The organism is Amycolatopsis sp. lyj-346 (assembly GCF_046548975.1).
In the GTDB taxonomy this organism is placed as follows: Bacteria; Actinomycetota; Actinomycetes; order Mycobacteriales; family Pseudonocardiaceae; genus Amycolatopsis.
On record NZ_JAJPWT010000013.1, the window covers coordinates 1 to 14,604 of the forward strand.

At 71.3% G+C, this 14,604-nt stretch carries 15 protein-coding genes; 10 read left to right on the plus strand and 5 right to left on the minus strand.

Annotation, left to right across the window (positions count from 1 at the left end; genetic code table 11):
- The coding region (locus ACLJQE_RS31490) for an IS5 family transposase (protein WP_410643156.1) at positions 1-476 on the plus strand (476 nt) is incomplete at its 5' end.
- A gap of 8 nt (positions 477-484) precedes the next feature.
- Here ACLJQE_RS31490 and ACLJQE_RS31495 read toward each other — a convergent pair.
- The 4 genes from ACLJQE_RS31495 to ACLJQE_RS31510 all read right to left on the minus strand — a co-directional run bounded on the left by ACLJQE_RS31495 (position 485) and on the right by ACLJQE_RS31510 (position 3,860).
- Positions 485-1,579: a hypothetical protein gene (locus ACLJQE_RS31495; RefSeq protein WP_410643157.1), complete on the minus strand. Its 1,095-nt coding sequence runs from the start codon at positions 1,577-1,579 to the stop codon at positions 485-487.
- A 25-nt stretch (positions 1,580-1,604) separates the two neighbouring features.
- Positions 1,605-2,222 carry a class I SAM-dependent DNA methyltransferase gene (locus tag ACLJQE_RS31500; RefSeq protein WP_410643158.1) on the minus strand — a complete coding sequence of 206 codons (618 nt, stop codon included), beginning with the start codon at positions 2,220-2,222 and terminating at the stop codon, positions 1,605-1,607.
- Positions 2,219-2,761 carry a TetR/AcrR family transcriptional regulator gene (locus ACLJQE_RS31505; RefSeq protein WP_410643159.1) on the minus strand — a complete coding sequence of 181 codons (543 nt, stop codon included), beginning with the start codon at positions 2,759-2,761 and terminating at the stop codon, positions 2,219-2,221. The genes ACLJQE_RS31500 and ACLJQE_RS31505 overlap by 4 nt, the downstream gene beginning before the upstream one ends.
- A gap of 67 nt (positions 2,762-2,828) precedes the next feature.
- Positions 2,829-3,860, minus strand: coding sequence for a TRM11 family SAM-dependent methyltransferase (locus ACLJQE_RS31510; RefSeq protein ID WP_410643160.1), 1,032 nt, complete (start codon positions 3,858-3,860; stop codon positions 2,829-2,831).
- A 25-nt stretch (positions 3,861-3,885) separates the two neighbouring features.
- Between ACLJQE_RS31510 and ACLJQE_RS31515 the strand changes: the two genes are divergently transcribed.
- From ACLJQE_RS31515 to ACLJQE_RS31525, 3 genes are all read left to right on the plus strand, one after another.
- Positions 3,886-4,875 (plus strand): DHH family phosphoesterase, encoded by a 990-nt coding sequence (locus tag ACLJQE_RS31515; RefSeq protein WP_410643161.1) that lies wholly within the window; start codon positions 3,886-3,888, stop codon positions 4,873-4,875.
- A gap of 90 nt (positions 4,876-4,965) precedes the next feature.
- Complete coding sequence (locus ACLJQE_RS31520; protein ID WP_410643162.1) at positions 4,966-6,288, plus strand: MATE family efflux transporter; 1,323 nt, start codon at positions 4,966-4,968, stop codon at positions 6,286-6,288.
- A gap of 271 nt (positions 6,289-6,559) precedes the next feature.
- Positions 6,560-7,882, plus strand: coding sequence for an MFS transporter (locus ACLJQE_RS31525; protein ID WP_410643163.1), 1,323 nt, complete (start codon positions 6,560-6,562; stop codon positions 7,880-7,882).
- Between the two features lie 94 nt (positions 7,883-7,976).
- Here the strand turns inward: ACLJQE_RS31525 and ACLJQE_RS31530 are convergent, their stop codons facing one another.
- Positions 7,977-8,450: a GNAT family N-acetyltransferase gene (locus ACLJQE_RS31530; protein WP_410643164.1), complete on the minus strand. Its 474-nt coding sequence runs from the start codon at positions 8,448-8,450 to the stop codon at positions 7,977-7,979.
- A gap of 231 nt (positions 8,451-8,681) precedes the next feature.
- On the opposite strand from ACLJQE_RS31530, the gene truB reads away from it, so the two are divergent.
- The 6 genes from truB to ACLJQE_RS31560 all read left to right on the plus strand — a co-directional run bounded on the left by truB (position 8,682) and on the right by ACLJQE_RS31560 (position 14,536).
- On the plus strand, positions 8,682-9,587 hold the full coding sequence (gene truB, locus ACLJQE_RS31535) for a tRNA pseudouridine(55) synthase TruB (protein WP_410643165.1): 906 nt from the start codon (positions 8,682-8,684) through the stop codon (positions 9,585-9,587).
- A 27-nt stretch (positions 9,588-9,614) separates the two neighbouring features.
- Positions 9,615-10,580: a bifunctional riboflavin kinase/FAD synthetase gene (locus ACLJQE_RS31540; RefSeq protein ID WP_410643166.1), complete on the plus strand. Its 966-nt coding sequence runs from the start codon at positions 9,615-9,617 to the stop codon at positions 10,578-10,580.
- 85 nt (positions 10,581-10,665) lie between these two features.
- Positions 10,666-11,139 carry an XRE family transcriptional regulator gene (locus tag ACLJQE_RS31545; RefSeq protein ID WP_410643167.1) on the plus strand — a complete coding sequence of 158 codons (474 nt, stop codon included), beginning with the start codon at positions 10,666-10,668 and terminating at the stop codon, positions 11,137-11,139.
- A complete protein-coding gene (gene thpR / locus ACLJQE_RS31550; protein ID WP_410643168.1) occupies positions 11,139-11,651 on the plus strand; it encodes an RNA 2',3'-cyclic phosphodiesterase in 513 nt (170 codons plus the stop codon). Before ACLJQE_RS31545 ends, thpR begins: the two co-directional genes overlap by 1 nt.
- Positions 11,652-11,781: 130 nt before the next feature.
- Positions 11,782-12,051: a 30S ribosomal protein S15 gene (gene rpsO / locus ACLJQE_RS31555; protein ID WP_003084034.1), complete on the plus strand. Its 270-nt coding sequence runs from the start codon at positions 11,782-11,784 to the stop codon at positions 12,049-12,051.
- Positions 12,052-12,283: 232 nt separating this feature from the next.
- Positions 12,284-14,536, plus strand: a complete 2,253-nt coding sequence (locus ACLJQE_RS31560) for a polyribonucleotide nucleotidyltransferase (RefSeq protein WP_410643169.1) — start codon at positions 12,284-12,286, stop codon at positions 14,534-14,536.
- Positions 14,537-14,604: the final 68 nt, after the last annotated feature.

A 14,604-nucleotide genomic window follows, 5' to 3' on the forward strand; every position in this document is an offset into this window, starting at 1 on the left:
CCAGCCCGGTTGATCGGGGCAAGCCGGGCTCGAAGATCCACGCGATGAGCGAGCGTGGTGGCCTGCCGTTGGCGGTGGTCGTCTCCGCGGCCAACCGCAACGACCACCTGACGTTCGAGGCGGTGGTGGTCGATGCGGTCGCGCCGGTCGCCGGGCCGGTCGGACGGCCGCGGCGCCGGCCCCGCAAGCTGCACGCGGACAAGGGCTACGACTACCCGGCGTGCTGGAAGGTGCTGCGTACGCGGGGAATCGTTGCCCGGATCGCCCGTCGGGGTATCGAGTCGGCCAAGCGGCTGGGACGTTATCGATACGTCATCGAGCGGACCTTGGAGTGGGTTTCCCGGTTCCGTCGGCTGGCACGTCGCTACGAGCGCAAGGCTGCCCACTTCCTGGGCTTCACCCAGCTGGCCTGCGCAATGATCTGCTACCGCCGGGCGATCAAGCTGGATCTTCTAGCCCACAACAACCCCAAATGAGATGTGGTCTAAGCCACCATCGCGAAGGCGCCGTAGTACTCGCCGTTCATCTCGCGGGGGGCGTGGCGGTCGGGGCTGACTTCGGCGCCCACCCAGCCCTGGAACGTTCCCGCGTCGTCGATCACCTGCAACAGCGGCCGCACGTGGCTGTTGAGCAGGTAGCAGCCGTCGTAGGAGAGGCATTCGCACCAGAACTCGTAGCTGTTGCGCCGGCCGCCCAGGTCGCCGGTCAGGTAGTAGAACCGCCGGTTGCCGCTGTCGGCGAGCTTCTGCACGCACGCGTCGTACTCGGCTGTGCCCGGGTTCGGGCAGCAGGAACTGGCGGCACAACCCGCGTTCCTCTGCACGTATCCGAGGCACGAACCGTCCGTGCAGGCGTTCCAGGTGGGGCCCACCGTGAAGCTGCCTCCCGACCCGCGGGCCACGGTGGTGAACTTGTTGTTGTTCCAGCTCTGCGCCTCGTACAGGAACGTCCGCTGCGTGGCGCGGACCTCGCTCATCGGTGCCTTGCCGGTCTGGGCCAGGGACGCGTTGCTGCCGTAGGCGTAGCCGCCGGTGATCGAGTACGTGTCGGTCACCAGCTGCATCCGGCCCAGGCCCGGGCGCAGTTCGGAGACCGCCCAGGTCTCACCGAGGTTCACCGCGGTCGTCGAGCCGTTGATCGTGCTGCTGGTCCAGGTGATCGTCACCTGGCCGGACGTCGAGTCGTAGGCGTAGGTGCCGGTGAAGTGACCGTTCGGGTCGCCGGTGAACCCCGGCGCGGTCTTGATCTGGCAGTTGTTGCGCGGGTTGGTGCCCGGCTGGAACTGGCCGCAGTAGTAGACGTCCCCGCTGTTGACCGGGCGGGGGTTGTCGCGCTGGCTCCAGGTCCAGAAGTTGTGCTGGACGGCGTTGCTCGACGGGTCGAACACGAGGTAGCCCAGCCGCAGGTAGTTGCTGCCGGCGGCGTCGGTGAAACCGGCGACGCTGACCACCCAGTTCTGCTTGCCGAGCGGTGGCGGTGCGGCGTGCGCGGCGGACGCGCCGAGCAGCACCGTCGAGGCGAGCATCGAAAGAACGACGGTAACGAACACGCCCAACCGGCGGAAAATCGCCATCTGCATGGGGGGAGCGTAACTCATCAACCGGTTATTTCGAAGCGAACAGAATCGCCTGCGACACCTCGGCCCCGGGGTTCAGCAGCCATTCCGCGTCCACGGTGAACCCGGCTTCCCGCACCCGCCGGGCCAGCCACCACGGCTGCCGGAGGTGCACGTGGACCCGCATCGGGTGCCCGCCGTAGCCCTGGGTCTTGAGCCGGGTGCCCGCACCGACGTGGTAGCCGACCACCAGCAGGCCACCCGGCCGCAGCACGCGGTGGAAGTGCCCCAGCGCCGCCGGCACCGCCTCGTCCGGGACGTGGATCAGCGACCAGGACGCCAGCACGCCCGCGACCGAAGCACCGGGCAGCGCGAGGTCCGTCATCGACCCCACTTCGAACCGCAGTTCCGGGTGCGACCGGCGAGCCAGGTCGACCATCCCCGGCGAGAGGTCGATGCCGGACGCCTCGACGCCGAGCGAAGCCAGGTACGCCGTGAAGTGCCCGGGGCCGCAGCCGACGTCCACCGCCGGCCCGTCGACCTGCGTGGCGAACAGCGTGAGCGCGGCCTTGAGGTACGGCTCCTTCTCGAGCGCGTCCGCCACGAAGTCCGCGTAGCTTTCCGCCACCGTGTCGTACGACGCGGCGGTGTCGGCGAGCCAGCTCATCGTGGGCGCAGCCCGTCAAGCACCAGGGCGAGGCCGCGCCGCCAGTCCGGTGCCGCGGACGCCGCGGCGAACACCACCGCCAGGTCTTCGCCGCGGAAGTCCGGCCGCAATGTCCCGGCTTCCTGCGCGCGTGTGATGATCCGCGTCATCCGGGAAGCGTTGGCATGCTTGGCTTTTTCCAGTCCCGACGCCGGGTCGAACGCCCGCGTGCACACCTCGGTGAACCCGCGGTCGGCCACCAGCATCCGGACCGATCGCTCGACGAACAGGACGAACCCCTCCCACGGGTCCGCACAGGCGAGGGCGTCTTCGCTGATCGCCCGGGCCTCCTCGAGCACGGGCAGGAACGCGGCTTCGACGAGGTCCGCCCGGGTCGGGAACCGGTTGTAGAGGGTGCCGATCGCCACCTCGGCCCGCCGGGCGATCTCGTCGAGCGGGGCGTCGACCCCCTTGGTACCGAACACTTCCCGCGCCGCCGCGACCAGTGCTTCCCGGTTGCGCCGGGCGTCCGCGCGCAGGGGACGTTGCTCGACGGTCACGCAGCGGAGTATAGCCGCGGCTACCCGCCCGGCTGAGTCGCCTCGTCGCCGGAAGCGCTTTGTCGACTCAGGAAGCGGGTTTCACCGCGACGACCAGGTCACGCAGGATGGCCTGGTCCACCCGGTGGGCGAACTCCTCCCACGGGCCGCCCTCGCGGACGTCGAGGCCGGCCTTCCGCAGCACCTCGACCAGTTCTTCGCGGGGCAGCACGGTCGTGTTCCACGAAATGCCGAGCGCCCCGCCGGGCTTGAGCACCCGCGTCCACACCGGGACGGCCGCCGCGAGCAGGTCACGCGGGCTGCGCTGCAGGCCCGCCTCGCGGTGACTGCCGTGCTGGACGCCGTACGGCGCGTCGGTGACGATCACGTCGCAGGAGTTCGCCCGCAGCACCTCGTCGGTCGTCAGGGTGTCGGCGTTGAAGTAGGTGAGCTTGCGCGTGTCGCCCGCTTTGTACGCTTCCTTGCTCAGCGCGTACTCGATGTCGAGCCGCCGGCCGAGCCGCTGCTTGTTCCGCCGCAGCTGACCCGACTCGGCGGTGTGCTTGACGCGCTTGTTCCGCAGCCACGTCTTGATGAACGCCTCGTAGGCCTCGAAGTCCTTGGCGTCGACGTCCAGGCCGGTCGCGTGCAGGCCGTACATCATCGCCTGGTTCAGCGTGGTTCCGCGGCCGCACAGCGGGTCGAGCAGGTACTTCGGCTTGTCCGAGAACGGGTCCGCGGTCGCCAGCAAGGTCACGTTCACCAGCAGCTTGGTGAACAGCTCGTTCGTCTTGCCCGCGTACTTCTGGATGGTCAGCAGGTCCGAGTCGGCCTTCGCCAGCGGTGTCACGGGCACCGGACGGAGGACGCCGTCACCCAGCTCGAACAGCGCGTACAGCGACGAAACGTTCGACAGCAGCGCCAGGTCAGGCTCACCGAGGGGCGCCGAGCTGGTGAAGCGCACGTAGCCGACGCCGCCGAGCTCGAACTCCTCGATCGCGGACAGCTCGGCCGCCAGGCCGGCGCCGAACACCGCCAGCTCGGCGCGCAGCAGCGCGGGGGAGGAGGCGGCGTAGACCCGGTTGGCCGAGGGGTAGACCAGCATCGCGTACTCAGGCATCCCGCAGAGCGTAGCGTGACGCACCGTGACCCCTACTTCGGCGCAGGACATCCGGGACGCGGCAGCACTGCTCGCGTCGGCGAGCGACGTGACGATCCTCGGCCACGTGCGGCCGGACGCGGACGCGCTGGGCAGCGCGCTGGCCCTCGGCCGGGCGCTGCTCCAGCGCGGTGCGAAGGTGCGCGTCTCCTTCGGCGAGCCCGACGAGGCCCCGGAGACGCTGCGGTGGCTCGACGAGGACGGCCTGCTGACGCACCCGGACGCGCTCCCGGACGCCGACGGGCTGCTCGTCTGCGTCGACACACCGACGCCGAAGCGGCTCGGCCGGCTCGCCGGGCGCGTCGAGCTCGCCGGTGCGGTGCTGGTGATCGACCACCACGCGACCAACACGTTCTACGGCACCTGCCACGTCGTCGACGAGCGCGCCGAGGCCAGCGCGGTCCTCGTGTTCCGCGTCCTCGAGGAGCTGGGCGCCGCGCTGGACGAGCCGATCGCGCGCGGGCTCTACGCGGGGATCGTCACCGACACCAGCGGGTTCCGCCGGGCGAGCCCGGACACCCACCGGATGGCGGCCCGGCTGCTGGAAGCGGGGGCCGATCCGGAAGCGATCGTCCGGCGGATCGTCGACGAGCGCCCGTTCGCCTGGCTGCCGATGCTTTCGGCGGTGCTTCGCGAGGCCCGGCTGGAGCCGGCTGCCGCGCAGGGCCGGGGTTTCGTGCACGCCGTGGTCGGGGCCGAGGCGGCGCGCACGGTCCGCGGCGAAGAGGTCGAGTCGGTCATCGACGTCGTCCGCTCGGTGCGCGAGGCGGCCGTCGCGGCGGTGCTCAAACAGGACCCGGACCACCCGGAGCAGTGGCAGATTTCGTTGCGCAGCATCGGGATCGACGTCTCGGCGGTGGCGGCCGAGTTCGGCGGCGGCGGGCACCGGCAGGCCGCGGGCTGCACGATCGCGGGCTCGGCCGAGGAGGTCGTCGCCGGCCTGCGCGACGCCTTGGAGCGGGCGCCGCTGCTGTAGCGCGTCGGACGGCGGGGCCGGAAAGTTCCCGGGTTCCCGCGGGTCAGGACCGTCGCAGAACTGTCGGTGGCGGCGGTTAGAGTCCGGTTCGTGGCGAACGTGGAGGAGATCGAGCGGGTTCCGGCGAGGCGCGTGCTGGGCCTGGCCGTGCCCGCGCTGGGGGTGCTGGCCGCCGAGCCGTTGTACGTGCTGGTCGACACCGCCGTGGTCGGCCACCTCGACGCGCTGTCGCTGGCCGGGCTCGCGCTCGGCGGCGTCGTGCTGGCCCAGGTGTCGAGCCAGCTGACGTTCCTGTCCTACGGCACGACGTCCCGCACCGCGCGGCTGCACGGCGCCGGCCGCCGGGCCGAGGCGGTCCGCGAAGGCGTGCAGGCGACGTGGCTGGCGGTGTTCGTCGGGCTCGTCGTGCTGGTCGCGGGGCAGCTGCTGGCCTGGCCGGTCGCCCGGGTGCTTTCGGGGAGTGACGAGATCGCTTCCGCGGCCGTGTCGTGGCTGCGGATCGCGTTGTTCGGGGCGCCGCTGATCCTGGTCACCATGGCGGGCAACGGCTGGATGCGCGGGGTGCAGGACGCCGCGAAGCCGTTGCGGTACGTGCTGGCGGGCAACGGGATCTCGGCCGTGCTGTGCCCGGTGCTCGTGTACTGGGCCGGGCTGGGGCTGGAGGGCTCGGCGATCGCGAACGTCGCCGCGCAGGTGATCTCGGCGGCGCTGTTCTTCCTCGCGCTGGCGCGCGAGAAGGTCGGGCTGCGGCCGGACTTCAAGGTGATGCGCGCCCAGCTCGGCCTCGGCCGCGACCTGGTGCTGCGCAGTCTGGCGTTCCAGGCGTGCTTCGTCTCCGCGGCGGCCGTCGCGGCCCGGACGTCGACGGAGGCGGTCGGGGCGCACCAGGTGGTGCTGCAGCTGTGGACGTTCCTGGCGCTGGTGCTGGACTCGGTGGCGATCGCGGCGCAGTCGCTGGTGGGGGCGGCGCTGGGGGCGAACGCGGCCCGGCAGGCGCGCGGGGTCGCGTCGCAGATCACCGGGTACGGGCTGCTGCTCGGGTGTTTCCTGTGCGTGCTGTTCGCGGCGCTGTCGTGGGTGCTGCCGCACGCCTTCACGTCGGACCCGGGCGTGCTGGCGGAGATCCCGCACGCGTGGTGGTTCTTCGTGGCCCTGCAGCCGATCGCGGGAGTGGTCTTCGCCCTCGACGGCGTGCTCCTGGGCGCGGGCGACGCGGCCTTCCTCCGCAACGCGACGCTCGGCAGCGCGGCCCTCGGCTTCCTCCCGCTGATCTGGGCGTCCCTCGGTTTCGGCTGGGGCCTCACGGGCATCTGGACCGGCCTCTCCCTCTTCATGGTCCTCCGCCTGGCCGCGGTCCTCGTCCGCTGGCGTTCCGGAAACTGGGCGGTAACCGGCGTCACCCGCCCCGCCTGACCCAGTCGGCTCGCGTACCCGGACGGTCGGCCGGCGTACCCAGAGGGTCGGCTCACGAACCGACCCTCCAGGTACGCGAGCCGACCCTCTGGGTACGCGAACCGACCCTCCAGGTACGCGAGCCGACCCTCTGAGCACGGGTGGTGGGCCTTACCTGTGGTGAAAACCACCGGGGTCGTGGCTATGGTTCTTCGTTGCTTAGGCGATACAAGTAGTAGGGACGGCAGCGCAGGCGTCCTGCGCTCGAAATCGTCGAACCCTGGAGGAACCTGTGCCCGCCACCGGCCGTGCCACCGCCCGGTCCTGGCTGATCTGGCTCGCCGCCGTCACCGTCTACCTGCTCGCCGTCTTCCACCGGACGTCCTTCGGCGTCGCCGGGCTGCAGGCCGCCGAGCGCTTCGGCGTCGGTGCGGCCGCGCTCGGCACCTTCACCGTCCTGCAGGTCGGCGTGTACGCCGCGATGCAGATCCCGACCGGCGTCCTGGTCGACCGCTACGGTCCCCGCCGCGTCCTGACCGTCGCCGTGCTGGTCCTCGGTGCCGGTCAGCTCCTGCTCGGCGTCGCCCATTCCTACGGCCTCGGCCTGCTCGCCCGCGGCGTCCTCGGCCTCGGCGACGCGCTCACCTTCGTCAGCGTCCTGCGCCTGGTCGCGGCCCACTTCCCGGGCCGCCAGTACGCGCTGCTGACGTCGTTCACGGCGGCTGTCGGCTACATGGGCAACCTCGCCGCCACCGTCCCGCTCTCGCTGGTGCTCGACGGCGCCGGCTGGACCCCCACCTTCCTCGCGGCCGGCGCCGTCACGGTCCTCTACACCGTCGTCGTGGCCCTCCGGGTCCGCGACGTCCCGGCCGGTGAACAGCCGCCCGTCCGGGACCAGGTCCGTCCCCGCGAGCTCGCCCACCAGGTCGCCGAGGCCTGGCGGACGCCGGGAACGCGCCTGGGCTTCTGGGTCCACTTCAGCACGATGTTCGCCCCGAACGCCCTGACGCTGCTGTGGGGCGTCCCCTGGCTGGTCCAGGGCCAAGGTCAGTCGAAGGCGACGGCGAGCGCGCTGCTCACCGTGTTCGTCTTCGGCTCGATGGCGGGTGGCCCGCTGCTGGGCGGCCTGATCGGCCGACGGCCGTCGCTGCGGATGCCGCTGGTCGGCGGCTACATCGGCGGGGCCGCGCTGGTCTGGGCGGTGCTGCTGGGCTGGCCGGGCCAGGTGCCCGTGCCGGTGCTGGTGCCCGCGTTCGCCCTCCTCGCCCTCGGCGGCCCGGCGTCGATGATCGGCTTCGCCCTCGCCCGCGACTACAACCCGCTCAGCCGCGTCGGCACGGCCACCGGCGTGGTCAACGTCGGCGGCTTCGTGGCGACGACGATCGCCGCGCTCGCCGTCGGCGTGCTCCTGCAGGTGACCGGCGGAAACTTCCGGTGGTCGCTGCTGGCGCTCGTCGCGGTGCTGGCCTTCGGCACGGTCCGGCTGCTCGTGTGGTGGCGCCGGACCCGCACCCACCTGTTCCTCGCCGAGGCCCGCGGCGAGGAACTGCCGGTGCGCATCACCCGCCGCCGCTGGGACGCGGCCCTCCCCGAGACGCCGATCGTGGCGGCCTGACCCGAGCGCCCCAAGGTGGCCTTCGGTGCGTTGGACGCACCCAATGTGGCCTTCGGTGCGTTCAACGCAACCAAGGCCACATTGGGGCGCTGGGTCAGGAGCCGGGCGGCCTGACCGGCGCCTGCAGCAGCTGCGGCGCCACGGCGAACCCGCGCCGCTCGTAGGCGGGCACGGCCCGCGGCGACGAGTGCACGGTGACCCGCTCCAGCCCCAGCTCCGCGGCAAGCCGCAGGACGCCGTCGATCAGCTGCCCGCCGAGGCCGCCGTCGCGCGCCTCCGGCACGACGTACACGCTCTGCACGTCACCGGCAGCCCGCGACGGCGCCGCCGGTGTCGGCACGCGCGCGGTGATCGCCAGGAACGCCATCCCGAGCACCCGGCCGTCGCGCACCAGGACCAGGCAGCGGTGGGTGGCCGCGTGCTCGCGCGCCCATGCGGCGAACTCCCGCACGAACGCCTCGCGGCCCGCACCGGGCAGGCCGTCCCGCTCGGCCACCCAGCGCCAGCGGAGCTCGGCGACCGCTTCGAGCTCGGCGGGCCGGGCGGCCCGGACTTCGATCTCCGTCACGTCTCCATCGTGGCCGCCTGACCCGAGCGCCCCAATGTGGCCTTCGGTGCGTTCAACGCACCCAATGTGGCCTTCGGTGCGTTCAACGCACCCAATGTGGCCTTCGGTGCGTTCAACGCACCCAAGGTGGCCTTCGGTGCGTTGGACGCAACCAAGGCCACATTGGGGCGCTCTGGCCGGGAGCCGAGCGGCCTGATCGGACCACGACAACCGGCCGCTAGGGTTTGCCGCGTGTCGAGCTCGAAACCGCCCCGCCGCCCTGCCCCGCCTCCCGGCCTCCTCATCGTCGACAAGCCCGCCGGCATGACGTCGCACGACGTCGTCGCGCGCGCCCGCCGGATCATGGGCACCCGCAAGGTCGGGCACGCCGGCACGCTCGACCCGATGGCGACCGGCGTGCTGGTGCTCGGCATCGAGCGCGCCACCAAGCTGCTCGGCCACCTGGCCCTGGACCGCAAGACCTACCTGGCCACCCTGAGCCTCGGCAGCAGCACCACGACCGACGACGCCGAGGGCGAAGTCCTCACCACAGGGGACACCCGGCAGACAAAAGACGAAGACATCGCCAACGGCGTCGAAAAGCTGACCGGCGACATCCAGCAGGTGCCCAGCGCGGTCAGCGCGGTCAAGATCGACGGCAAGCGCGCCTACGCCCGCGTCCGCGCCGGCGAGGACGTCGTCATCCCGGCCCGCCCGGTCACCGTCTACCGCTTCGACGTCCTCGCGGTCCGCCACGAAGAGGACCACGTCGAGGTCGACGCCGTCGTCGAGTGCTCCTCCGGCACCTACGTCCGCGCCCTGGCCCGCGACCTCGGCGCGGACCTCGGCGTCGGCGGTCACCTGAAGGCCCTCCGGCGCACCACGGTCGGCCCCTTCACCCTGGCCAGGGCCAGGACCCTCGACCAGCTCGAGGAACAGCCCGAACTGAGCCTCGACCTCGACGCCGCCGTCGCCGCCGCGTTCCCGCGCCGGGACCTCGACGCCGCGACGGCGAAAGCGGTCCGCCACGGTCAGCGCATTCCGGCGGCCGGCGTCGAGGGCACCTACGGGCTCTTCGGGCCCGACGGCCGGGTGCTCGCACTGGCCGCCGACGAACAGGGCGTGTCCCGCGCGGTTGTCGTGTTGCTGCCCGCCTAGGGTGGGCTCGAGAGACGGGAGTGTGACGTGCTTCGGTGGCGTGGGCTGGGGGACCTTCCCGGCGGCTGGGGCCGGTGCGTGGTCACCATCGGCGTGTTCGACGGTGTCCACCGCGGACACCAGGAGCTGATCAGCCGGACGGTGGCGGCGGCGGCCGAGCGCGGCCTGCCGGGCGTCATGCTGACGTTCGACCCGCACCCGTCGGAGGTGCTGCGCCCGGGCAGCCACCCGGCGCAGCTGACGACGTTGCGGCGCAAGGCGGAGATCGTCGAAGGCCTCGGCATCGACGTCTTCTGCGTGCTGCCGTTCACCCTCGAGCTGTCCCGGCTGCAGCCGGAGGAGTTCGTGCACGAGGTGCTGGTCGACCGGCTGCACGCGGCCGCGGTGATCGTCGGCGACAACTTCACCTTCGGCGCCAAGGCGGCCGGCAACGTCGAGCTGCTGCGCGCCCTCGGCCGCCGGTTCGGCTTCGCCGCGTACGGCGCGGAGCTGCAGGGCAAGGAACTGTCCGAAGAGGACCAGTCGGCGATCACCTTCTCGAGCACCTACGTCCGGTCGTGCATCGACGCCGGTGACGTGGTCGCCGCCGCCGAGGCGCTGGGCCGCCCGCACCGCCTGGAGGGGATCGTCGTCCGCGGCGACGGCCGGGGCCACGAGCTCGGCTACCCGACGGCGAACCTGTCGACCCCGCGCTTCGCCGCTGTCCCGGCGGACGGCGTCTACAGCGCGTGGTTCACCCGTTCGGCTGACCCGGGGCGCCGGCTGCGCGCCGCGGTCTCGGTGGGCACCAACCCGACGTTCTCCGGGCGCGAGCGGACCGTCGAGGCCTTCGTCCTCGACGTCGACGAGGACTTCTACGGCCAGCACGTGGCGATCGACTTCGTGGCGCGGCTGCGCGACCAGGTGCGGTTCGCCGACTCGGCCGGGCTGGTCGCGCAGATCGACGAGGACGTCGTCGCGACGCGCAAGGCGCTGCCCGACGGGGACGAATAGGGGATTCCGCGTCCGTTCCCGTGACGGCGATGGCAAGATGCTCACGGACGGTGTGCGCGATACGGGGTTTAGGGGAGCGGGACTGGTGGAGGACCACAAGATCGTCCAGCGGAACATCGCACTGCAGCGCGAGTGGTACGGGGAGCCGCTCGGCGACCGCGTGCGCCGGCTCGTCGTCGCGTTCGACGTTTCGCAGGCGTTCCTGGCCGAGGTCCTCGGAATCAGCGCCCCGATGCTCAGCCAGGTGATGAGCGGACGGCGGGCGAAGATCGGCAACCCGGTCGTGCTGGCCAGGATGATCATGCTCGAGCGCAAGATCCTGGTCCCCGAGGTCGCCGCGGGCAACCGCGACGCGATGCTGGCCGCGATGGAGGACGTCCGCGACTCCCGCCCCACCGTCGGGCGCGACAACATCCCGGTGGGCAACGAAGACCAGCGGGTCCTCGCCTACCTGCGCGACCTGGCCGAGGACGAGGACCTCGGCGAGGCCGCCAAGCGCCTCGACGACGAGTTCCCGGCCATCGCCGACCTGCTCCGCCGGGCGGGCCACAGCGCCTGATGCCCGTCCTGTTCAGCGCCCTGCGCCCGCCGGACGACGTCGTCGAGGCGATCGCCGCGGCCCTCGGCGGGACGGACGGGACGGACGAAGGCCTCCGCTGGGAGCCGCCCGCGCGCTGGCACGTCACCCTGGCCTACTACGGGCCGGACGACGTCGAAACCCGCGCCGCCTGGCTGGGCGAGCGGCTGGCCGGGCGCCCGGCGGTCGACGTCCGGCTGGAAAAGGCCGCGACGTTCCCCGGGGTGCTGTGGTTGACTGTCGCCGGACCGGAGCTGACGTCGCTCGCGCACGCCGCGGGGGCCGACGCCGAGGCGAGGCCGTACACGGCCCACCTGACGCTCGCGCGGTTCCCCCGGGAAGAACCGGGGCTCGCCGCGCGTTGGACCGAAAGACTGGCCGGCTTCACCAGCCGCCGCTGGACGGCGGCCGAGGTGGTGCTGATGACCAGCGAGCGCCAACCGGGTGGCCGCCGGTACCGCGTGGCCCGCGCCTTCGAGCTGCACCGCACCTGAAGACGCTGTTCAGCGGGCTGGTAACCTCACGAGCGGGTCCGGCTGCAGTCCGTGGCGGCCGTGACCGTCTTCCCGGCGTGCATCCACGCCCGGGGTCGCACGGCACTGATTATTTCGAGGAGCAACACAAGTGGCGCTGTCCACCGAAGAGAAGAAGTCGATCCTGGCCGAGTACGGCGTGCACGACTCGGACACGGGATCCCCCGAGGCCCAGGTCGCGCTGCTGACCAAGCGGATCGTCGGCCTCACCGAGCACCTCAAGGCTCACAAGCACGACCACCACTCGCGTCGCGGGCTCCTGCTGCTGGTCGGCCGTCGCCGCCGGCTGCTGAACTACGTGATGAAGGTGGACATCGAGCGTTACCGTGCGCTGATCCAGCGCCTCGGCCTGCGCCGATAGCTTGAACCGAGGGGGAGTGGCCGCCGGTCGCTCCCCCTCTCTTCAACAAGAGAAAGAACGGCGCGAGCGCGCACGAGGATCCCGTCCGCCGGTCCTCGGTAGTGGTTCCCGGGCAGAGAGTCCCGGGGACTTCGATCGAAGACCGGCATCATTCCTCGAGCGTCCTCAGCGAAACGGGTCCCAGGGTGGGAGACTCGCGCCAGTAGAAGGAACTAAAGAGGAGAAACACCCTATGACCGACTCCACCGGAGTCACCGTGCACGAGACCGAAGCCGTCATCGACAACGGCCGGTTCGGCACCCGCACCGTCCGCTTCGAGACGGGCCGCCTGGCCAAGCAGGCCGCCGGCGCCGTGGTCGCGTACCTCGACGAAGAGACCATGCTGCTCTCGGCGACGACCGCGTCGAAGCACCCGAAGGACCACTTCGACTTCTTCCCCCTGACGGTGGATGTCGAGGAGCGCATGTACGCGGCCGGCCGCATCCCCGGCGCGTTCTTCCGCCGCGAGGGCCGCCCCTCGACCGACGCGATCCTGACCTGCCGCCTGATCGACCGGCCGCTGCGCCCGTCGTTCACCGACGGTCTCCGCAACGAGATCCAGGTCGTCATCACCGTCCAGAGCCTCAACCCGGACGACCCGTACGACGTGCTGGCGATCAACGCCGCGTCGGCGTCGACCCAGATCGCCGGCCTGCCGTTCTCCGGCCCGGTCGGCGGCGTGCGCGTCGCGCTGGTCGAGGACCAGTGGGTGGCGTTCCCGACCTGGTCGCAGCTGGAGAAGGCGACCTTCAACATGGTCGTCGCCGGCCGCATCGTCGGGGAAGACGTCGCGATCATGATGGTCGAGGCCGAGGGCACCGAGAACACGCTCGACCTGATCGCCGCGGGCGGCAAGGCGCCGGACGAGGCCGCGGTCGCCGCGGGCCTCGAAGCCGCGAAGCCGTTCATCAAGGTGCTGTGCGAGGCCCAGCAGAAGCTGGCCGACGTCGCCGCCAAGCCGACCGGTGAGTTCCCGGTCTTCCTGGCCTACGAGCAGGACGTCTACGACGCCGTCGCGGCGATCGCCACCGACGACCTGGCCCGCGCGCTGCAGATCCCGGGCAAGCAGGACCGCGACGCCGCGACCGACGAGGTCAAGGCCGCCGTGCTCGAGAAGGTCGGCCTGGGCGAGGGCGAAGCCTTCGAAGGCCGTGACAAGGAGATCGGCGGGGCGTTCAAGGCCCTGACGAAGAAGATCATGCGCCAGCGCGTCCTCACGGAGAAGATCCGCATGGACGGCCGTGGCCTCACCGACATCCGGTCGCTCTCGGCCGAGGTCGCCGTGATCCCGCGGGCGCACGGTTCGGCGCTGTTCGAGCGCGGCGAGACCCAGATCCTGGGCGTCACCACGCTGAACATGCTTCGCCTGGAGCAGCAGATCGACTCGCTGTCCCCGGAGACGCACAAGCGCTACATGCACCACTACAACTTCCCGCCGTTCTCCACCGGCGAGACCGGCCGCGTCGGTTCGCCGAAGCGCCGTGAGATCGGCCACGGCATGCTCGCCGAGCGCGCCCTGGTGCCGGTGCTGCCGAAGCGGGACGAGTTCCCGTACGCGATCCGCCAGGTCTCCGAGGCGCTGGGCTCCAACGGCTCGACCTCGATGGGTTCGGTCTGCGCGTCCACCATGGCGCTGTACAACGCCGGCGTGCCGCTGAAGGCGCCGGTCGCGGGCATCGCGATGGGCCTGGTGTCCGACGAGGTCGACGGCGAGACCCGCTACGTTGCGCTCACCGACATCCTCGGTGCGGAGGACGCCCTCGGCGACATGGACTTCAAGGTCGCCGGCACCAAGGACATCATCACCGCGCTGCAGCTCGACACGAAGCTCGACGGCATCCCGTCGGAGGTCCTCGCGGCCGCGCTGAAGCAGGCGAAGGACGCCCGTCTCACCATCCTGGAGGTCATCGCCGAGGCGATCGACAGCCCGGACGAGATGAGCCCGTACTCGCCGCGCGTCACCTCGGTGAAGATCCCGGTCGACAAGATCGGCGAGGTCATCGGCCCGAAGGGCAAGATGATCAACTCGATCACCGAGCAGACCGGTGCCGACATCTCCATCGAGGACGACGGCACGATCTACGTGGGCGCGGCCGACGGCCCGTCGGCGGAGGCGGCGATCGACCTGATCAACGCCATCGCCAACCCGCAGCTGCCCAAGGTCGGCGAGCGCTTCCTCGGCACCGTGGTGAAGACGGCCGCGTTCGGCGCGTTCGTCTCGCTGCTGCCGGGCAAGGACGGCCTGGTGCACATCTCGAAGCTGGGCAACGGCAAGCGGATCAACAAGGTCGAAGACGTGGTCAACGTGGGCGACAAGCTCCGCGTCGAGATCGCCGACATCGACAACCGCGGCAAGATCAGCCTGATCGTGGTCAAGGAAGACGACGCCAAGCCCGCCGAGGGTGACGCGACGCCGGCCGACGCCGAGACGGCCGACGCCAAGTAAGACCAGTTCCGTCGAAGGCCTCCTCGCCGCGTCCGGTGGGGAGGCCTTCGCGGCATCGTGAGTAAGGA